Source organism: Streptomyces palmae (assembly GCF_004684805.1).
GTDB lineage: Bacteria > Actinomycetota > Actinomycetes > Streptomycetales > Streptomycetaceae > Streptomyces > Streptomyces palmae.
In genome coordinates, this window is the sequence record NZ_SRID01000088.1 from 1 (window position 1) to 20,341 (window position 20,341).

At 67.5% G+C, this 20,341-nt stretch carries 11 protein-coding genes and 3 pseudogenes; 2 read left to right on the forward strand and 12 right to left on the reverse strand.

Features of this window, described 5'->3' with window-relative positions:
- Positions 1-125: 125 nt before the first annotated feature.
- The 7 genes and pseudogenes from E4099_RS12275 to E4099_RS12305 form a co-directional block, all read right to left on the reverse strand.
- Positions 126-2,252, reverse strand: coding sequence for a thioredoxin domain-containing protein (locus E4099_RS12275; RefSeq protein ID WP_135339046.1), 2,127 nt, complete (start codon positions 2,250-2,252; stop codon positions 126-128).
- A gap of 242 nt (positions 2,253-2,494) precedes the next feature.
- Positions 2,495-4,375 carry a DNA (cytosine-5-)-methyltransferase gene (gene dcm / locus E4099_RS12280; RefSeq protein ID WP_245244788.1) on the reverse strand — a complete coding sequence of 627 codons (1,881 nt, stop codon included), beginning with the start codon at positions 4,373-4,375 and terminating at the stop codon, positions 2,495-2,497.
- A 268-nt stretch (positions 4,376-4,643) separates the two neighbouring features.
- A complete protein-coding gene (locus E4099_RS12285; protein WP_135339048.1) occupies positions 4,644-6,380 on the reverse strand; it encodes an AIPR family protein in 1,737 nt (578 codons plus the stop codon).
- On the reverse strand, positions 6,367-7,380 hold the full coding sequence (locus E4099_RS12290) for a PD-(D/E)XK motif protein (protein ID WP_135339049.1): 1,014 nt from the start codon (positions 7,378-7,380) through the stop codon (positions 6,367-6,369). The genes E4099_RS12285 and E4099_RS12290 overlap by 14 nt, the downstream gene beginning before the upstream one ends.
- A complete protein-coding gene (locus E4099_RS12295; RefSeq protein WP_135339050.1) occupies positions 7,377-10,256 on the reverse strand; it encodes a Z1 domain-containing protein in 2,880 nt (959 codons plus the stop codon). The genes E4099_RS12290 and E4099_RS12295 overlap by 4 nt, the downstream gene beginning before the upstream one ends.
- Positions 10,253-11,677, reverse strand: coding sequence for an ATP-binding protein (locus tag E4099_RS12300; protein ID WP_167828352.1), 1,425 nt, complete (start codon positions 11,675-11,677; stop codon positions 10,253-10,255). Before E4099_RS12300 ends, E4099_RS12295 begins: the two co-directional genes overlap by 4 nt.
- A 601-nt stretch (positions 11,678-12,278) precedes the next feature.
- A pseudogene (locus E4099_RS12305) lies at positions 12,279-12,434 on the reverse strand (DUF255 domain-containing protein); the annotation flags it as partial.
- Between the two features lie 440 nt (positions 12,435-12,874).
- Here E4099_RS12305 and E4099_RS12310 point away from each other — a divergent pair.
- Together E4099_RS12310 and E4099_RS35175 are read left to right on the forward strand one after the other, a co-directional pair.
- Positions 12,875-13,297, forward strand: coding sequence for a very short patch repair endonuclease (locus tag E4099_RS12310; RefSeq protein ID WP_135339052.1), 423 nt, complete (start codon positions 12,875-12,877; stop codon positions 13,295-13,297).
- 146 nt (positions 13,298-13,443) lie between these two features.
- A pseudogene (locus tag E4099_RS35175) lies at positions 13,444-13,623 on the forward strand (hypothetical protein).
- Positions 13,624-13,705: 82 nt separating this feature from the next.
- Here E4099_RS35175 and E4099_RS12320 read toward each other — a convergent pair.
- The 5 genes and pseudogenes from E4099_RS12320 to mca all read right to left on the reverse strand — a co-directional run.
- Positions 13,706-13,868: pseudogene (locus E4099_RS12320) on the reverse strand (DUF255 domain-containing protein); the annotation flags it as partial.
- 180 nt (positions 13,869-14,048) lie between these two features.
- Positions 14,049-14,765, reverse strand: coding sequence for a DUF4365 domain-containing protein (locus E4099_RS12325; RefSeq protein WP_135339053.1), 717 nt, complete (start codon positions 14,763-14,765; stop codon positions 14,049-14,051).
- Positions 14,766-14,976: 211 nt separating this feature from the next.
- Entirely contained in the window at positions 14,977-18,435 is a 3,459-nt protein-coding gene (locus tag E4099_RS12330) for an AAA domain-containing protein (protein WP_135339054.1), read from the reverse strand.
- A 519-nt stretch (positions 18,436-18,954) separates the two neighbouring features.
- Positions 18,955-19,215, reverse strand: coding sequence for a hypothetical protein (locus E4099_RS12335; protein WP_167828353.1), 261 nt, complete (start codon positions 19,213-19,215; stop codon positions 18,955-18,957).
- Between the two features lie 4 nt (positions 19,216-19,219).
- Positions 19,220-20,092 carry a mycothiol conjugate amidase Mca gene (gene mca, locus E4099_RS12340; RefSeq protein WP_135339055.1) on the reverse strand — a complete coding sequence of 291 codons (873 nt, stop codon included), beginning with the start codon at positions 20,090-20,092 and terminating at the stop codon, positions 19,220-19,222.
- Positions 20,093-20,341 lie beyond the last annotated feature (249 nt).

The window sequence follows — 20,341 nt, forward strand, 5'->3', positions numbered from 1 at the left end:
CCACACCCCACCCGGGCAGCCGGCCCGGACCCGTGGCGCGGGCTCGGGAATCGCTCCCACACGCCACAAGGGCCAACCCACCGCAGACCGCCCGGTGCCGGAACCCTCGTGGCGCCCCCGCGACCTCAGCGGCGGTCGTAGGTGTGCGGCGGGGGGAGGTCCTGGCCGGGGCCGCTCACCGCGGCGGCCAGCACCTTGGGGTCGCCGGTCGGGGCGTCGCAGGTGAAGTTGCGGCACACATAGGCGGCCGGGCGGCCCTGGAACAGCGGTCGGTCCTCCAGCAGCGGCACCTCGCCGGAGCCGGGCGCGCCGACCGCCACCACCGCACCCGGCGCGGTGCCCAGCAGCGCGGCCCGGTGCAGGGCGCGGGTCGCCGGGTCGCCGTCCGGGCCCACCACGGCCACCTCGCGCGGGCCGTCCAGCGCCGCCTCGGCCGCCGCGAGCCCCCAGCCGATGAACCGCGGCACCCGCGGGCCGATCGCCTTGACCACGCCGAGGGCGCGCTCGGCCGCCTCCCGGTGGCGTCCGCTGCCGGTGAACCCGGCATAGCTGAGCAGCGCCTGGGCGGCGGCGGTCCAGCCGGAGGGGGCGGCGTTGTCGGTGGGGTCCTGCGGCCGGCGGATCAGTGTCTCCGCGTCGTCGGCGGTGTCGTACAGGGTGCCGTCGGCCGCGGTGAAGTGCCGCAGCACGGTGTCCAGCAGCAGCCCGGCGAACTCCACCCAGACGCCCTCGCCGGTCACCGAGGACAGCGCGAGGAAGCCCTCGGCGACATCGGCGTAGTCCTCCAGCACCCCGGCGTGGGTGCCGGCGGTGCCGTTCAACGAGGTGCGGGCGAGCCGGCCGTGGTAGTCCATGTGCACCCGGACCAGCAGGTCGGCGGCGGCGGTGGCGGCCTCCACCAGGTCCGGGCGGTCGAAGTAGGCGCCGGCCTCGGCCAGTGCCGCGATGGCCAGCCCGTTCCAGGCGGCGACCACCTTGTCGTCGCGGCCCGGGCGGGGGCGCGCGTCCCGGGCGGCCAGCAGCCGCTCGGTGATCGAGGCCAGCCGCTCCCCGTCGGCCAGGGTTCCGGTGTCCGGGAGCCGGAGCACCGAGGCGCCCTCCTCGAAGGTGCCCTCCTCGGTCACCCCGAAGTGGGTGGCGGCGAACTCCGCGTCCCGCTCGCCCAGCACCGCGCGCAGTTGGGCGGGCGTCCACACGTAGTACGCGCCCTCGGCGTGCAGCCGATCCCCGGGCGCGGCACCCTCCGCCGGCGCGGCACCCTCCCCGGGCACGCCACCCTCCATCGGAACCTCGCTGTCCGCGTCCAGCGCGGAGGCGAACCCGCCCTGCTCGGTACGGAGTTCCCGCAGCAGGAAGTCGGCGGTGCCCAGGGCGATCCGGCGGGCCAGATCGGAGCCGGTGGCCCGCCACAGATGCGCGTACACCCGGCACAGCAGGGCGTTGTCATACAACATCTTCTCGAAGTGCGGCACGGTGAACTCGGCATCCACCGCATAGCGGGCGAAGCCGCCGCCGAGCTGGTCGTAGATCCCGCCCCGGGCCATCGCCTCGCAGGTGGCGCGCACCATCTCCAGGGCCGCGCGGGAGCCGGTCCTGGCATGGTGGCGCAGCAGGAACTCCAGCACCATGGACGGCGGGAACTTCGGCGCCCCACCGAACCCGCCGTGCCGGGCGTCGAACTCGCGGGACAGCGCGAGCAGCGCGCTGTGCAGGTCCTCGGCGCCCGGCGGGGTGGGCGCGCCGTAGGGCAGGGTGCGCTCGGCCAGGTCCCGTACGATCCGCCCGGCGACCTGGGCCACCTCCTCGCGGCGGTCCCGCCACGCCGCCTGCACGCCCTCCAGCACCTGCCGGAAGGACGGCATGCCGTGCCGGGGCTCGGGCGGGAAGTAGGTGCCGAAGTAGAAGGGCTCCGCCTCGGGGGTGAGGAACACGGTCATCGGCCAGCCGCCCTGCCCGGTGGCCGCCTGCACGGCCTCCATGTAGACGGCGTCCACGTCCGGCCGCTCCTCCCGGTCCACCTTGACCGAGACGAAGTGCGCGTTGAGGTAGTCGGCGGTGGGTTCGTCCTCGAAGCTCTCGTGGGCCATGACATGGCACCAGTGGCAGCTTGAATATCCGACGCTCAGCAGCACCGGCACCCCCCGGCGCCGCGCCTCGGCGAACGCCGCGTCGGACCAGGGCCACCAGTCGACCGGGTTGTCGGCGTGCTGGAGCAGATACGGGGAGGTCTCGTCGCCCAGACGGTTCGGCATGCCCCTATCCTCCCGCACCCGACCCGGCCTGGACGGGACCACAGGCTCGCGCCGGGGCCTCAGGCACGTCTCGGTGTGTCTCCATGTGGCCGGTCTCAGCCGGCCACCGGGCAAATTGTCCGCGCACCGACGGCAGCATCGTCTCCACTCACGGCACGAGCGACGCCGTCAGCTCGGCGCTTCGAGTCCGATCGTCTGCCCGAGGGGAGCCTGAGGTTCGCCGCGCGGTCAGAGCCATGCGGTCAGAAGAGCGCCTGCTCGGACAGCTCCTCCTTGCTGGCACAGAGCTCGTGAAGAGGGCACTCGGAGCAGGTCGGTCCGACCGCACGGCAGCTGGTCAGGCTCAGCAGCCGTACAGCAGCCATTCGGAGTGGCGCCTCATCGCCCGCGCCAACCAGCTTCGAGAGGTTCACGCGCCCGTCGGTGAGAGTATTGGCGGACTCACGGTCGGAGCAAGTGCCTGCCACACGCTCGGCGACGCGGATCGCACCGTGTGACGCCAGAAGCAGATCATTGCCCCTCAGGAGCCTGAAGACGGCCCTCTCATTTGGCTTGAAGTCAATTGCCTTGATGATCTGCTCGTCGTCCTCCCAAGGCTTTCTCTTTCCAGCGAGGACTTCCAAGCGCTCGAGGGACTTCCGTGCAGCAGCGCTCGGAGCCGAGTCGAGAAGCTTCTTGTAGGCCGCCCGGGGAAGCGTGTTGAGGCCGCGGACTTGGGCCATGACCTCGGCCGTACCCGCCAGGCTTCCTCGACCGGTGCTGAGCAGGGCGGCTACGGTCGCCTGGGGGCGCCCCATCTCGCTTCCGGGCAGGGCACTCCAGCCAGTCCCCTCTCGGAGGCGTGTCGCCCAGCCCGTCAGTTCACCACGGAGCGTGCGCCAGAACGACTGGAGCGGCTCGTCGACCGAGTTCTCGGGATTTGCTTTCACCGCGAGTGCAGCTGCCGCGCCCAGAAGCGGAGGAACGGCGTTGCCGATCTGACGGAACGCGTCACTCCTCATGCCTGCAAAACGGAAACCGTCGGGGAACGTCTGGACCCGAGCAGCTTCCCGGACGGTCAGCGTTCGGGGCTGGCCCGGGTGGATGTACCAGTACCCGTCTTTGGCAATATGAGCCGTGATGGTTCGACTGAGCTCGTTCCACCCAAGTCGGTTGTACTTGTCCGTGAAGTGTTTGGTGTCGTAGCGGAAGAGCTTTGACTTCTCGGGATCGTCCTTGTACTTCTCGTAGAGCTCCGAGTAAATACTCTTCTCGTCCATGAGATCGAAAAGTTCCGCGTCGTCCGCGCGTACCGGGCGGGTCATGTGGTCGTGGACCACCCCCTTGGGCGCCCCCTCCCGCATCTCCCTCGCGAACGCGGACAGCTTCCGCCGCGACGAGTGGCGAGTCTCCCGTTCCCCAGTCTCGCCGGTGGGGATTGCTGGAAGATCTGCGATCGCATCACGAAGTGTGACCTTGCGGTCACTCGGAGCAGGCCATCGAAACTCATGGGAGTCCAGCCGCGCCAGGAGGATCAGTCGCCTCCGATGCTGGGGCACGCCAAATTTCCATGCATCCGCGAGTTGGACCTGAGTCGCGTAGCCAGCTTCCTCAAGCATCTCGTCGATGATGCGGACGACCCGGAAGTCATCCGCGAGCCCCATGTCCGGGACGTTCTCCATCAGAACCGCTCGTGGCCTGAGTGCAAGCACGATCTCGATGTACGCGCGCCAGAGTTCCTTGCGAAGATCGTGCTTGGCACGGACACCGGCCTTCACCAGGCTGCGAATCTTGGCACTGCCTGCGCGACTGAACGGTTGACAGGGCGGACCGCCGGCAACGAGATCCACCTTCACGCCCTCGAACAGCGACAGCAGCTTCCCGCGGTCGTCAGGGCTGCCGAGATCGAGATTGAGACTCATGCCCGGGAAGTTGTGCCGATGAGTCTCAAGCGCACGCTCGTCCCTGTCGACGGCGGCAGCAACGGTCCACCCCGCACGCTTGAGGCCGAGGCTCAGGCCTCCCGCCCCGGAGAAGAGGTCCACCGCCAAGGGCTCACCCTTGTGACGGCCCACCCACTCCTGAAAGGTGTCGGGTGTGCAGGAGTCAGGGTGCGGCTCCAGAGCGAGGTATTTGCTGCGCACCAGAGTTACCTCGTAGGTACCCGGCGCACGAGTCCTGCCCGACACCCCACACCCTCCGCTCGACACCCCATGACGGGGACCACGACACCACAGCTGTCCCATGGCAATCAATCGGATGCCTCGAACCGTCGTACGTGTCGATGGCTTGGCGCGCCCGGCTCGTGCGGTCCACCCCAGACATACCACTGGGCAGTGACACAGAGGTGTTCAGGGCATCGGAAAGTTGGTTGCCTGGTCGCACATTCTAACGATCAGGTAGGTATGAATGTTACAAGGGCCAGGCAGAAGCCCGAACTCTATCCCAGCAGGCCTCCTTCTTACACCACTCGGTGACGTTGGCCGCCGCGGGAGCATCCACGAGGAGGGGCCGTACGACGTCGTTCGCCAGGCTGGGGACAGCCTCACGCAACCAGGCCGGGAGGTCCTGCGTGCGCCAGATCTCGTCCAGGTCGATCCGGTCGGCGCATCGATCCACGACCAGAGACATCACGTAGGTGGCGGTCGGTCCGAGGTAGCCACCCAGTTTCATGGACTGGATGATCTTCCTGGTGCGACCGAAGATGATCGCCTTGGCAACCAGGTGTTGGAAGTGCTGGCGGTCGGGCAGTACAGGAGCCTCTCCGCCAAGAACATCGGACGTCCAGATCTGGAAGCACTTCTCTGCGCCCAGACTCACGTCGTGGGGACGCCCGAGGAACGCCAGCTCATACTTGGCAAGGTCAGTCTTGCCGAACTTCTGGGCAATGGGGTTCTCCGCCCGGAACTCACGCTGTTGTTTGCCTCTGTCCAGCCTGGAGAGGTCCACCTGGTATTGGCCACGCACCCGCTCGTAATACCAGCGAGATTGCGCCGTACGGCCCTCCCGCGCCGGCACCCACTCGGAACGAGAGAGCCTTTCGAGCGCCACATGGAACGGCCCGTTGGCCTGGAAGTCCGCTTCCTTGATCGCGTTCTGGGAGTTCGCACACCGCGAGATCTCCGAGACGAGCTGGTCCAGTACGTCGCCGCCGACCACGGTGATCTTCGTGGACACGGACACCCCATCCAGGCTGCGTGGGTCGCGGGTCCACAGGTTGTGCAGCGAAGCCGTTGTCTGGCCTCCGTTGACGATCTGCAGGTTCACCAACTGGCTGATCTCGTGGACACCCCCGTTTCCAGGTGCTGCGACCACGGCGCTGGCGGTCGCCGACACACCGTTGTTGTAGGCGAGGAAACGCCCAGGGGTGTTTCGGACGGTCTCCCCGATGCCCTTGTTGACCTTGGTGCGGGCCTGCAGGTAGGCACGCACGTTGCGCTGGAGCAGCTTGGCACCGTACTCGTCGTACAGCTTCGCGATGACGTCTCCGGGTATCGCGGTCAGCAGGCACGAGTAGTCGTCGTCCCCCGGCACCGGCAGGCAGGCGAGAGGCGGGTCCAAGTGGATCACCGTGTCCTCCTCCGGCCTTCCGGACGAGGCGAGACGGTGGAGCCGCGCGATGTCCCAGAGTTCGTACGTGCACCTGAGGCCGGCAACCTCCTCCTCGTCCCACGCGTCGACGGTCACACGCCCGTCGGTGACGAGGAAGATCCTCACCTTGGACAGCTCAGGCCAGGCATTGTGGATCGCGAGCGCCATCGGGTGAGCGCGATCAGTCTCGGCCAGATCCAGATGGATGCCCCGACGGCAACGATCCACAAAACTCCGGGCCCGCCGAAGAGCCCGCTGAACCTCGGCTTTCCGGATCACCTCGGCCTTCCGGTTCAGGTCGGCGGTCACGATGTCCAGCACGCTTCCGCCGCGACCGATGAAGTACCCGAAGACCTCCATCGCTCCGCGTCCGGTGTCGGTCTCCTTCCGGAAATAACAGGGTTCGACACCTTCGAGCGCCCCGTCCTCGACCAGGTAGCCGCCCACGACCTCCGTGAAGGAGTCGTTGAAGTAAGGCGTCCCTGTTGATTCCCCGAAACTCGCGCGGGCGGTCTCGTGAAGATCCTCCGCGAAGTCCCGCAGATCACTCTCGGACAAGGTGCTCCTCCCCCAGGCGATGCGTCTCGTCCCTCAGCAGGTCTCGAGCCGTGGCCTCGTCCACCTGGAACGGGCCACAGAGCCGCAGGTCCAGATTGTAGGAGACGCCTGACACGCCAGCTGGGAGCATCGAGCTGACGATACGTGGGAAGCCGTCCTCGACGCGGTAGAACCTGCGCCCGGCGAGTATCCAGCGCTCGTCCTCGTAGTAACGCCGGTGGCTCTCGACCCAGCCAGCCTCCAGCAAGGCATCCTCCAGTTCGGACAGCTGGCAGGCCAGACCGCGGTGCTCCCGCAACTCGTCGATCAGTTCGGGAAGGCTGAGCCCTGTGGAGTCCCTGCGGAGTGTCTGGTGCGTGAGCAGGAGAGTCGTGAGTGACCCGATACCAAGCTGATCCTCACCGTGGATCCGGCACCGCGGGAACCGCTGGCTGCTGACCGTGGTCTTGGTCTCCAGTCCCCATCTGCCCCACAGGAAGTCCTTTGCGCCGCCGCGCGGGCCGGTCCAGCTGGCGACCGCGTTACCGGCGACGGCACGAACCACGAAGTCCCTGAGCACGAGCAGCTCGCCGAACAGGCCCGCCCGCTCCTCCGGTCCGAGAACCTGTCCAAGCCCTCGCCCCAGCATGCGCTGCCATGTGGCGATCCGGCGGGTGACGGTCGCCGCAGGCACCGCCGACGTGCTGGCCAGGTGCCCCAGCAGGTCGGCCAGCAGGGCGGAGAACACGCCTCGATCGGTACTCGGCTGGGCCACGATCTCCACGTTCCCGGCATGGACCGAGCAGGTGAGGCCGTTGGCGAGCACCAGGTCCCGGTCGTCGAGGTGCTCCGAGCTGTCGATGAGCACGGCCCACTCGCCATCGGGAAACCTGACCTCGGCAAAGACGTCAAGCGTCATGGCGGACTGCAGGCGACGGCGCACCGCACCCGGTCCAACAGGCGTCTCGGCCCCCAGAACATCGAAGAGCGCTGATATCTCCGCCGCATTCGGGCTCGTCACGCTTCCTCCGCCTCGTCCGTCACGTCCGCGACCATTCCCCGGAGTTCCTTGAGGTAGATCTCATTGACGCGGTACTTCGTGGACTTGGCGCTTCCGGACGTCGGCAGAGACAGCGCGTAACCCACGAGCGGAAGTCGTTGTGTCGTACCGTCGGCACCGATCCGCGTGACCTCCGTAAGGCCGTCGGGGTAGGCCACCTGAGTCGCGTCCACCGGGTAGATGAGGAGAAGCCCCTCACGTGCGTCACGGTGTCGACGCAGCTGCCGGCCGCTCGGCCGCACGGGCTCCTTACCGCCACCGCCACTCTTCCTGAAGTCCAGCCGGGTTGCCTCCAGAGCCTGCTTGTGGACCGCCAGCGGGATCCCGATCGCCTCGTGGCCCGGGCTGACCAGCACTCCTACCGGGAAGTCCGTGCCTTCCGGCACCTGATCGTCGGGGTTCACGTCCAGAGGGTTACGGGTGACCTGCCTGAAGGTGTCTCCGCCGACGTCCAAGCGCTGGTTAGGAGAGGCACCGGCGGTCACTGCTACGGTCCACGAGGTGAGCTCGCCCCGCGCGACCTGGTTCTCGATGTACTGCTTGAGGAGGCTGGGCGATGCCTGGAGGTTCCTCCCCGACGCGCTGAAGCCGTCCAGGAACTCGGTCACCACTCGGGCGGGAACCCCGGTCCGGAAGAACCCCGTGCTGCCGTACCGCAGTTCCGGCGCGAGTTGGTCGCAGTCCTCGATGTCCTCCACCAAGCGCTCCAGGCGGGCGTAGTTCTCGGCGATGTCGTGCCTGCCCGTGCGCATGAAGAGCGTCTCGGGACGCTGGCCGGCCGAGGAGAGGGAGATGACCGTGGAACCGCGCATCTTCGCGGTGGCGGTCACCTGGAGCTTCTCGTAGCCGTCAAGTACTCCTAGGCCCACGTCGGCAGGCCGCTTGTTCGTTTCCGCCAAGAACGAGACGAGGTCCATCAGTTCGCGATTCGCACGAGTGACGTGCACGAATGAGTTGACCAGGTTCTTCGTGGTGTAGAGGCGGGTCACGTCCAAGTAGCCGTTCCTGTAGCCGAACCACCTGCCCATCTGCATGAGCGTGTCGTAGGTCCTGGACGCACGCAGGTAGTACGAGACCGTGAGGCCCTCCAGCGTCAGACCGCGGGAGAGCTTGTCGCCACCAACCGCGATGACTGTCGCTGGCGTGCTCGACTCGTACTCGAGGACGTCGGCTGCCAGACCGTTGATGGTCTTCACACCCTTGACGCAATCCTCCAACACACCGGGGATCTGGACGAGGACCTGGTCGAAGTCGACCGGCTCTCCCACAAGACCGCTGAGATCCGACCGCTCACGCAACGATTCGTAGGTGCTTACATGGTCACGTTTCCAGAGTTCACGGAGTCGGCCCCGCAGGTGCTGGCCGGCCGCTCCGTGATCTCCCCAGAGGTTGTCCATCTCCCGTAGATGGGACCTGATCTGGTCCGCGACCGCGACCTGAGTGGTCCGGTAGCGGGTGACGTGGACGAGCATCGTGTTGTGCCCTGGCTCCACGCCATACTCCGCAGTCCGCGCCTTCCGAGTGGCTGTCGAGAGCACGAAGGCATCGACGGCCTCGACCAGGGATCCGGGGAGCCGGCCCACAGGCTTGTGGTCCTTCGTGTGGTCGTCGGGCAGCCAGGCAGACTCGTCCTCCACGATCCGAATCACGGGAAGAGGCTCACGGACCTCGTCCGCTGCTGGATCGTTCAGTCCGAATACGGTCTCTGGACCACAGTAGTTGGACGGCGGGTTCAGGGCCACGATGAAGCTGCTCGGGAAGAGGTCATCCCCGTGGTTCGGGTGATCGGTGTCGTTCGAGATGAAGATGTTCGCGAACGGAGTCGCTGTGTACGCCACGTAGGCGCGCTTCTTGAAGGTACCGAGGATCTCCCTTATGCAGCGGTTGATCGCGGTGGGATCGTGGTCGGGATCGCTGGCCGTTCGCCCTCGTCGCGGCTTCTTCGTGTCCACGGACGCGTAGTCGGCCTCGTCGTCAATGATGAGCAGCGGAAGGTCTGTGATCACCTTCTTGCCGTCCGGCTGCTCCGTTCCGTGTCCCTGGAGCCACAGCTGGAGGTTCTCCAGGATGCGCGCGTTCTTCTTCACCACCGCGAGAAGGCGCACACGTCGCGGGTCTACTGGTGTCGACTCAAGGGTGTTGGCGTTGAAGTCCTTGTTCTGTGTGGTCATCGACATGCACAGCAGGGGCTCTTTCATGTCGAGGTTGCCAACCCCGATGTGCGTGGACCCGGCTGTGCGCTCGCGCATGAATCGTGTGTCGAACCCGAGGAACTCCAGGTCCAGACGCGCCTGTGTCTGGTGGCGAAGGCTCTCGTGCGCCCCGGTGAGGACGATCACCACGCGGTAGCCGGCATCGACAGCCTTGCAGACGAGACCCGTGTAGTTGGCTGTCTTTCCGGACTGGACCTGGCCGTAGGTAAGCCCCCTCGTCAGCCAACTTCCTGGGCGCTCTGGGTCCTCCATGAGGGACAGCACCGTGTTCGTCGAGTCGCTGAGCGTCTCGACCGTCGCTGGCTTCCACCCCTTCCTGTGCAACAGCCAGTTTTTGTAGCGGTCCCAGTACCGCCACTCGATGTCGTTCTCACGCATGCCGAGCCACTGGTTGTGCTTGTCTGGATCGAGGACCCAGACCTCCCGAGGAGCCCAGACGTTGAAGCGCTCCTCGAGGGCACGGGCGATCTCGTCCGCAGTCACGCCGGGACGCACCAGACGGACGATCTCGTACACCTCTTCCGCCACCTTGAGGAGGGACTCTCGGGTCCTGGAGGAGCGGTCGATCCGCATAACCATCGCTTCGGCAATGTCGAGAGCGAACTTCAGGTCGTCGCTGCTCATCTTTCCACTCCGTCCGTGCTTACTTCTGAGGTCAGTTCAGCCACCAAGGCTGGGAAGCGGTTGAAGGGCTCAACCGAGGACAGCGCCCGTACCAGGCGCCCCCGCGCGGCAGGATCCTTCGGCAGTCCGACGAGCATCGCTGCCAGCTCGGCACGGACCACGTTCTCGTCATCGTGCTCGAGCGCCGCCTGCGGGGTGCGTGTCTCATCCCGCTCCGCCTCGATGGCGATCAACCCGACCGGCACGGTGCGCTCGACCAGGCGCAGCAGAGCCTCGACCGCTACTCTGCTAGGCGCCTCCAACGCGGCCTGCACGACAGGGTGCTGGCGATTGACGACGTAGTCGGTCATACCGCCCCTCTGCCGCGACAGCCAGGCGAACGTGATCTCCCCACCTCGGCTTCGCGTCAGAGTCACAGCACGCTGCCGGAAAGCCCGGACGGAGGCCTCACGCGCGGCACAGGCCAACCGCGTGAGGTCAGCTTCAAGGCCGGGAGGCACATGCACTCGGGACTTCCGCACGTCGACCTGCCAAGCCGAGTCCGCCTTCTGATCGATGTCCACCTCGATCCGGGCAAGGCGGGTCTGATGGGTGTTCGTGAGCTCCGGGAGCCCGAGCCAGCCTCCGGCGGAGACCAAGCGGTTGCGTCTGTACACGTAGAAGCCCTGTTGGCCGTTCCACCCACGCGGCCCGGCTGCGAGGTCCAGTTCCTGGTTGCTGAGACGCGAAGGGTGAGGAAGAACGAACGGAGTGACCTTCACCAGCCCCTGCAGGCCCAGGAACTCCGTGCCCAGATCCTGCGTGGCCATCCACTTCCGCCAGAACGGATCCCAGGCCCTGACGCTGCGTGGACCGACGCGCAGGTCGAGTGCGCCAGCGGCCAGGAACCTGTGGAACCACATCGCCAGCCGGACTCGGGCCTGGCCTATGCGCTGGGCCAGCACCCTTCCTTCGCCGGCGTTGTCCAGGTGCCGCCACAGCACCATCGTCCCGGTACCGGTGAAGGCGACCTCCCTCGCGATCTGCAGCGCGTCGGCGTCAGCCTCTGTGAGTACTTCCCAGTCGTCGACCCTCGCGACGTGCTCGAGGTCCCACGAGCGGCAGGTAAGTCGGCCAGCTCTACGAGACAGAACGGTCAGCAGACGACACTGGGACAGAGACGCTGTCTTCAGGCCGAGCCCGAAGCGTCCGAGATCGGCCTGGTCGCGGAGCGCCGCCGGCCCATCTCCTCCCAGCCGCAGTGCGTCGTGAAGCACGGCCTCGGTCATGCCCTTGCCGTTGTCGACGAGCGCGACCCAGCTCTGGCCCTCCGTGGTCGAGAACTCGACCCGCACCTGGGTCGCTCTGGCCGCGATGCTGTTGTCCACCAAGTCAGCGAGCGCGGTGGCCATGTCGTAGCCGAACGCACGCAGGCTCTCCATCAGAGCGGACGCCCGTGGCGGGTTCCGCACTCCGACTCTGGTCTCCTGCCCCACAACACCCCGCCCTCGCGTCAAGCACTGCATGCACAGCGTAAGGGAGGCCACCGACACCGGTAGCCCTAACTGGATCTCCGGCAATCGTGGCTTCCTCGTGGGGATCTGTGGGTTACAGGCCAGTGATCGCACTGCCGACGTCAGCAAATAAGTGAGCAGGCGGAGGAGGCGAGACCGTTGTGGGGGTCGAAGCGTCGTTCCCAACGGACGGCCCGGCGCTCGAACTGATGGAGCAAGGCGAAGGTCTGCTCAACAGCTATCGGGCCTTTCTCGGCTTGGCCGCCATCCTCTGCTGCTATGAGCGCCTGATCCGCCCCGCCATGTGGGACACGGTCTTAGTCGACACCAGCGGCTGCGTCAATTTCGCACTCCAGGTGCTGACGGATGCTCGCGTACCGATCGAGTGCTCACCCTGGCGACGCCGCCGGCCGGTATTCAGCCCAGGCGTCTATGTCCTTCCCCAGTTGCTCATCGCACGTGTCCATGGCTGCACTCCTTGGAAACACCCCGGATCAGGATCACCTGGCTGTCTTCATCCACTAAGCATCCAGCGGCACGCAGAGTCGCCGACCGACAACAGAACGGACACATCGCGTCGCCGTACTTCCTCGAAAGCCTCCGACGTCCACGGCCACCACGCGACCGGGTCCTCGGCATGCTGCAGCAGGTACGGGGAAGTCACGTCCGCGAGACGGTTCGGCATGCCCCCCATCGTCGCGCATCCGGCGGCCGGCGCGCGGCTGGTCAGGCCGGTCCGGACCCGCCGTATACCGCTGTGCACCCGGCTCGGCGACCGCGGGGGTGAGCGGCAGGACCGCCGCGCTCATGCCGCCCCGTCGCGAACTGCGCCGTATGCCGCGCAGCGGACGGGCCGCCGGGACGGCCGTGGCGACCAGTACCCCGAGCAGGACGTCGATCGTCCAGGGCACTTCCAGGGTGGGCAGCCCCAGCCGACCGGCCGGGGCTGCGGAACCAGGCAGATCAGAACCAGCCCTACCGCCCTCCTCGACCTTGAGCAGCGACCCGGCAGGCAGTTTCCACCTGCGTCACCTCTGCAGCATCGACTCGACACCGAGGACCGAAGACGGGGACACTGGGATCGTGCGAGCAGTATCCCCGTCCAGTCCCCAGGTCGCGGCCCGGATGAGCCGACAAACCAACCAGGATACCAACGCCGAACGGGCCGTACGTCAGCTTCTTCATGCCTCCGGATACCGCTACCGGACCCATTTTCCGGTGCCGGGCATGCCCAGACGTAAGATCGACATCGCGTTCACGCGCGCGAAACTGGCCGTTCTGATCGATGGCTGCTTCTGGCACAGCTGCCCTGAACACGCGACCAGTCCTAAGGCGAACGCAACCTGGTGGCGACAGAAACTCGACCGTAATGTCGAGCGGGACAGGGAGACAAATGCACAGCTTGTCTCTGAAGGCTGGACAGTCCTGCGCTTCTGGGAACACGAGCCGCCCGAAGCCATCATGCGCCAGGTGGCCACGGCTGTGGATCAGGAGAGGGCCGATCGACTGACTCGCGCCACACGCAGGCACGTGCTAGGGGCCGGGTAGCCCTACATCGCCCGGATGGCGCACTGCATTCGCAGATGGCCATATGCCTCGCGATGAACTCCTCGGTTCTGTGGGCAAGCGGGACGACCGGCGTCCTGCCCTCGATGTAGGACTCAAGAGCGTGAGCTCCGCTCCAGGACCGGGGCCTGTCCAGCTACATCACCGAAGCCGTCAGGCACCGGCTCGCCATAGACGGGCTCGCCTAGATCGTCGCGTCACATGAAGAGGAACACGGCGCACTCACGGAGCAGGAGATCGAAACCACTCGTCGCCGCGCTCGCACTCCGCGCTCTGGGCCCTGTGGTCGTTCAGACCTTCGACCGTGACGAGTGGTCGAAGGTCTGCGGAAGCCGCGTGATAACCCGAGAGATGTGAAGAGCCCGGTCTACTCGGTCTGTGAGTTCACTGGCACCAGTGGCAGCTTGAATACCCGACGCTCAGCAGCACCGGCACCCCCCCCCCCGGCGCCGCGCCTCGGCGAACGCCGCGTCGGACCAGGGCCACAAGTCGACCGGACTGTCGGCGTGCTGGAGCACATGCGGGAGGTCTCGTCGCCCAGACGGTTCCGCATGCCCCTCTCCTACCGCACCCGGCACCCAGCACCCGCGATAGGCAGACACGATATGGTTTCTGTATAGTCTGGGTGGACTTCATGTACGGAGCTCCAGCCTGCAGCCAAGGATTCGCATCCGCCCCTCTCAGTTCTCCCGTATTAATGGAGCCCCATCAGGTTAGGGGGGCGGGTATCGCACTATTCAACTGGTCGACGCCACCACTCGGTGGACTTGAAGCACCCCATGAGCCAGTGTGCTTCCGCTTCATTGAGGATGGTGCCTCCGATCGACGGGATGGGCCAGAAGCGGAGCATCGGTTCCTGGATGCGCACCGGATACCAGTCAAGGTCGTGATGGAGCAGTACGGCGAACGGCTCACCGCGCTTCTGCCAGAAGACCATGGGTTCGCCGCAGTCGTTCTCGAACGGTTTGACGATGTCGTTCGGTGCGAACTCGACGTCCGCCATGTCCGCCCACCTGCCAAGGCCCTGTCGTTCCCAAGCCAGGTAGTTTCGCATGCTCTGCACGAAGGCATCAAAGGTGGAATCGTCCAGCGCGTACTCTCGTCGCACGACAACGGACTTCAGCGTCTCGCGTAGCGCTTGGGCTCGGCGGAGCTGACGAGTTGCATTGGCCCAGAAGAGGCTGTCTCGTTGGGGATCATGGACTATGCAGAGCACTGGGAGACTCCCGTCGCGCCAGTTGTCCCCATGATTCCCTACCTGGACGCGGTATCCCCTACGGGTACGTGTCGAGTGCCCACCCTTGACCTGCACAGCCAGGGAGTCCGCTGTCCGCTGCCCGTCCTGGACGAAGGTGACGTGCAGGTCCTCTCCGTGATCGTTTGCACCATCGATTTCCTGCACGATATGGCCCTGCCGCTCCAACAATGAACGCACCTCGTTCACTGCCATGCGTCCAACACGTCGGCTCTCAGGAACCTTTGGCAACTCCACCCCCCTCTTGATGTATTCAGCCAAGGTTAGGACAGAGCGCCGACGCGCGCCCCGTCTTCAGGGGAGAAACGGTCGGCGGCTGTGACCTTCGGGCGCGGCCGGCTTCGCGCTGGCAATGCCGGAGCGCCCACGGCGCTCGGGCGGCGGCGAACGGTAGCGGGCTTGGGCGCTACAGCCGTGGCTGGTTTCCCAGATACCGTGCCTCGTCCGGGCGGAGAGCCTTCCGTCGGGCGCAGCCGACCGTGCCGGTCGTGCCGTCGGGTTTGGCCACGGTGGTGCGCGCGGGACAGGCCCAGGCGAAGTAGCGCTGGGCCGGATGGGCGATCGTGTGCGGGGACCTCGCGGGGCGCTGCCTGGGCGGGATCACGTACTTGCGCAGTTCGGCCTGGGCGCCGTGCTCGGGGCAGACGGGCGGGTGGAGCAGTAGGTCGGCGTTCTCGTGGTCGAGGATGTGGCGGGCGAAGCGGCGCCCTCGGAACGGGACCATGATCTCCCGCCGGCCCTTGCTGCCGGGCACATGTGACAGGGTGTTGAGGCTGCCGAGGAAGCAGAGCTGCTCGTCGATCACCAGGATCTTCTGGTGCATGTCCCTGATCTCCACCACGGTGTCGGCCACCGCCTTGAGTTCCGGCAACCGGCGCGCGGCGTCGGCCGCGGTGGCCGGGTTCGCCAGCTGGCCCTGCAGCAGGCTGTCGCTCTCGTTGGTGACGAAGAGGTGGATCCGCACACCGCGGCGGCGCGCGTCGTCGAGCCGTGGGAGAACCTCCCACATGCGCTTGGTGTACCAGGGGGACCAGAGCCAGATGCTGTGGCGGGCTTGTTCGATGGCGTCGAGGGCGTCGGGGAAGTAGGTGTCCTCGTCGTGGATGGCCGTGTACCGGACGTGGCCCTCGAACGCCTGCCAGATCTCCTGCTGCAGCGGGGTCAGCCCCGGTGACTCACCGGAGGGCAGACCGAGGAGTTGATCGGAACGAACGCCGCGTACCAGTGCCTCGGGCTCCGCTTTCGCCATGTCCCTCAACTGGGCCAGTACCGTTCCGTCCGCCGCCTTCGCAAGGGCGTCCCAGGCCGCGATCACATAGACGCGCTGGCGGGCCCGGGTCGCACCCACGTTGAAGAGCCTGGCCCCGTCCTTGCGGTAGGGCCGCACGTCCTCAAGGTCTCCTACAGCGGTCCATCCCGGAAGCACGCCGTCCTCCACCAGGTCGAGGATGACCACGTCGAACTCCCGGCCCTGGAAGCGGTGCGCCGTGCCCACCTCCACCGAGGGGGTGCGGAAGAGTCGGCCCTGGTCGTGGAGCCAGTCGTGCGTCACCTGGGCCTGCGTCTTGTACGGCGTGACGATACCGACGCTCTCGCCCTCGTCGTGGTGGCGCTCGGCCAGCGCCGTCGCCAGCAGACTGCCGGCCACCCACCAGCGGCCCGATCCGCCCGGCACTCGCCGTGCGGTGGCTATTCCGTCGTCTCCCTCACCGAGCCCGTCGGTGGTGACCAGGATGATCTCCGGGTCGAGGGCGCGGTCTCGGATCGGGCGGGTTGACCTGAGCATCCCGCCATAGGCGATCCGGTTGACCAGATCGGTGGTGTCGGGCCCGAACCGGTGCGTGGTGCGCAGCGCCGCGCAACCAGGATGTGCCGACGCGTCGGCGGGGGTACGGATGCCCACCAGCTCGAAGCAGCCGGTGCGGATCCAGCGCTCCAGCTCCGGCTGCTTCGGCACGCGCTTGGGCATGACCGGACCGAGCTGGCAGAAGTCGCCGAACAGGACCGCGGTCTCCTTGGCCTTGGCGACCGCGACGATCAACTCGGGCAGCAGGGCGGCCCCGGCCTCGTCGACCAGTACGACGTCGTAAGGCCCTTCAGCCACGGTCCGGTTGAGCCGCAACCGGGCGAGGGTGGTGGCCACCACGCTCGCCCCGCGGATCAGCTCGGGTTCGGCCTGGGAACGCCGGCGCGCGAGCTCCCGGACGAGCCGCTCGTGTTCGAGCTCCAACTCGCGTTGCCTGACCAGCAGTCCGGCGCAGGAAGCGCGCAGCTCCCGGAGCCGGACGGCCAGCTGAGGGAGCCCGGCGCGGTCGGAGGCCGCCACCAGATCGGCGTCCTCGGGGTGCGGATGATGATCCTGCTGGGCCGTGCGCAGACGGTGCGCGGCGGCCTGCGCCGTCTGCCGGGCGAGCGCGAGATCCCGGTCCACCTTGGCCTGGTCGGCAGCGGTCGAATCGATCAGGGCCAGTTGCAGGCGCAGCGCGGTGTCATCGACAGGGTGTGCCTCGGCCCGCGCCTGGGCGATGTGTCGGCGCAGTACCTCATGGTGGGCGGAGTAGGTCTCGACCGCTTGGTCGACCTGTTCCTGGAGGGCTTCGCGGCGCTGGGCCTGCTTGGCTCGTTCACGCTCGATCTCGCCACGCCGCCGCCTGGTCCGCAGCCGGCCGCGCCGGTCGAGTTCGCGTTCCTCCGTGTCCAAGGCGGCCAGCGCGGCCTCGGCGTCGAGCAGCGCGGCCCGCAGGTGCTGCCGGCTCTGCTCCCCCTGCTCGATCTCGGCCTGCCACTGCGCCACCTGATCCAGCAGGGCCCGCTGGGGTGCCCAGTCCTCCCAGCGCTCCCGCGCTTTCCGGTGCTCGTCAACGGCATGCTCACTCCGGGCCCGGGCATCCGCCTCGCCCGCTTCGGCCGCCTCCAGTTCGGTCGCGAGGCGCTCCACCAAAGCGCCGTGGGCAAGACGTCCCTTGGCCTGTTCGTACGCGTCGGGATCGAATCCGTCGAGTCGGGTCTCCGTCTCGCGCAGCTCGGTCAGCACCGGCTCGCTCATCAGGGCGGAGAGTCGCTCGGCGACCCCTTCCACCGCCTGCTCGGCCTCCGCCACTCTCGCCCGTACCAGCAGGGGCAACGAGACCCGCGGGTCCTCGGCCACATGGCGTAGCGCGGGAGAGCCGACCCGGACCATCAGGCCGGGCGACAGCGAGGAGCGCTCCTTGAGCACCCCCTCCAACGCGTTGTCCACCGCCACGTTGGTACCGGAGACCAGCAGGACCCGCTTGCCCCGCAGGGCCAGGTCACTCAGCGCCCGGGTCAACACCGTCGTCTTCCCGGTACCGGGCGGCCCCCAGACCAGCCGCAGGCCCGGAGAGGTGCAGGCCAGGTACGCCTGAGCCTGCCCGCCCTGCAGGACTCCGCCGCAGGCCGAGGTCTCCTCGGGCGCGACCGCGTCGATTCGGCCGTTGACCAGCCTCTCCGCGAGTCCGGCGCCCGGCAAGGCCGCCAGTGCCTCACGCAGTGAGCGGAGCAGGAAGTCGGGCGGGCGCCGCACCGCCCACAGCGTCAGTCCGCTCCGGGGTGCGTGGGCCGCCACCTGGAGGCGGACCCGTTCCGACTCGACCCGCCAGCCGAGGACGGTGAACGAACGGCCGTGCCGATCGCCGGGCCCGGCCCCGGTCGCCAGCCGCATGTCCTGGAGGTCGTCCGGGTCGATCCGGCTGGCATAGGTGGGCAGCCCGTACCAGCCGTCCTCCAGGTAGTGCACGTCCCCGACCCGTGTGTGCCCTGGGGACTCCGCACGACCGCCGGCGCGGCCCTCACCGGCCAGCACCTCGTCCACTGCCTGGACCAGCTGCTCCATCCACTGCGCCAACGCTCCCCCACCTGGCCCACCTGGACACAACTACGTCACTTCGGGCAACTATCCCACGCCGATCACTCCCTGTGTGTGGTTGTCACACATCTCGTCGGCGCACCCCTACGGGGCTTACAGCGAGTCCCGGCAAGGAGTGTCTCGGCGTCGCGGACGGCGGCGACAGGTTCGGATGGCATCGGCGAACGGTGCTGCGGCGGGCCGCTGACGCGGGCGCCAGGTTCATCGACGGAGCGATGCGATGCGGTTGCCCGTATGCGCGCCACCCCGCGGACCGCGTCCCGGGCATCGGCTCCTTGGCGGAGCTCATGAAGTGGAGGCAGAACCACGAGGCGATCTGTGGGGATATCGCGGCGGGAAGCCTCCCCAGCCGGTGTCGCCCTCGCACCGACCCTGGCCGAAAAGCCCGCCAGGCCCCCGGCGACGGCGCGCCGGGGGCCTTGCGTGACCAGCTGGTGACGGAGGGGAGTGGCGGGTGGGGCGGTCGGGCCGACCGTCCCACCCGGTGGCCGGGTGGGCTCAGTGGTCGGTGGCCGGCTTCGCCGTGCCGCCGGCGGCGGCCTTGGCCGTCTCCGGGCCGCTCTCCGCCTCCTCCTCGAAGGAGACCTGCTTCATGTGCTTGTTCATGGACTTCATGAGCAGCCACACGGCGACACCGAGGACCGCGAACACGATGAAGCCGAGGACACCCGGCGTCACCTTGTTCTGGTCCAGGTCCTTGGCGAGCTGCATCGCGGACGACGCGTGGGTCAGGGCGAGGGAGCTGGTCGCGCTCATCATGGGCTCAATTGTTGCGGATGCCCGCGAAGAGGTCGTCCTCGGGGAGGGTGGTGTCGACCAAAGACCTGGCCAGCTCGTATTCCTCGGTCGGCCAGACCTCCTTCTGGATCTCCATCGGGACCCGGAACCAGCCGCCGTCGGGGTCGATCTGGGTGCGGTGGGCGATCAGTGCCTTGTCGCGGATCTCGAAGAAGTCCGAGCACGGCACATAGGTGGTCAGGTTGCGCTCGCGCTTCTGGATGGACTTCCAGCGCTCCAGCCACTCGCCGTAGGGCGACTCCAGGCCGCGGGCGAGCAGCGCCTCGTGCAGCGCGACGGTGCGCGGCCGGTTGAAGCCCTGGTTGTAGTAGAGCTTCTGCGGCTGCCAGGGCTCCCCGGTGCCCGGGTACTTGTCCGGGTCCCCGGCGGCCTCGAAGGCCACCATGGAGATCTTGTGGGTCATGATGTGGTCCGGGTGCGGGTAGCCGCCGTTCTCGTCGTACGTGGTGATCACGTGCGGGCGGAACTCGCGGATCAGCTTCACCAGCGCCCCGGCGGCCTCGTCCACGTCCTGGAGGGCGAAGCAGCCCTCGGGCAGCGGCGGCAGCGGGTCGCCCTCGGGCAGCCCGGAGTCGACGAAGCCCAGCCACGCCTGCTTGACCCCGAGGATCTCGCGCGCCTCGTCCATCTCCTTGGCGCGGACCTCGTGGATGTGCTCCTCGATGTACTTGTCCCCCTGGAGCTTGGGGTTGAGGATGGAGCCGCGCTCTCCGCCGGTGCAGGTCGCGACCAGCACCTCCACCCCCTCGGAAACGTACTTCGCCATGGTGGCCGCACCCTTGCTCGACTCGTCGTCGGGGTGTGCGTGCACGGCCATCAGTCGCAGCTGCTCAGTCAAGGCTCGATCCTCAGATATGTGTGTCAGTCAACGGGTCTGGTCCCCGGCCGGGGACGTCGATCTGGGGTGTCGGGTCAACCGGTGGCGTCCCGATGGGACGTCCTTCGGTGAGGGAGGGGCTGGTGGTCAGGAGACGAGTGGAAGAGTGTGTGGATCGGGGGTCGCGTCCCGGTGGGACATGGCTCGGGCCACCGGGGTCCCCCGCGGGGCGGCGGTCGGGCGGTGTTCCCTGTGGGGCAGGCGTCGGGC

Excerpts from the sequence above, each read along its gene's own strand:
- E4099_RS12275 (WP_135339046.1), bottom strand. The coding sequence starts at position 2,252 with ATGCCGAACCGTCTGGGCGACGAGACCTCCCCGTATCTGCTCCAGCAC.
- E4099_RS12295 (WP_135339050.1), bottom strand. The coding sequence starts at position 10,256 with ATGAGCAGCGACGACCTGAAGTTCGCTCTCGACATTGCCGAAGCGATG.
- E4099_RS12300 (WP_167828352.1), bottom strand. The coding sequence starts at position 11,677 with ATGGAGAGCCTGCGTGCGTTCGGCTACGACATGGCCACCGCGCTCGCT.
- E4099_RS12310 (WP_135339052.1), top strand. The coding sequence starts at position 12,875 with ATGAGCCGACAAACCAACCAGGATACCAACGCCGAACGGGCCGTACGT.
- E4099_RS12325 (WP_135339053.1), bottom strand. The coding sequence starts at position 14,765 with ATGGCAGTGAACGAGGTGCGTTCATTGTTGGAGCGGCAGGGCCATATC.
- E4099_RS12335 (WP_167828353.1), bottom strand. The coding sequence starts at position 19,215 with ATGATGAGCGCGACCAGCTCCCTCGCCCTGACCCACGCGTCGTCCGCG.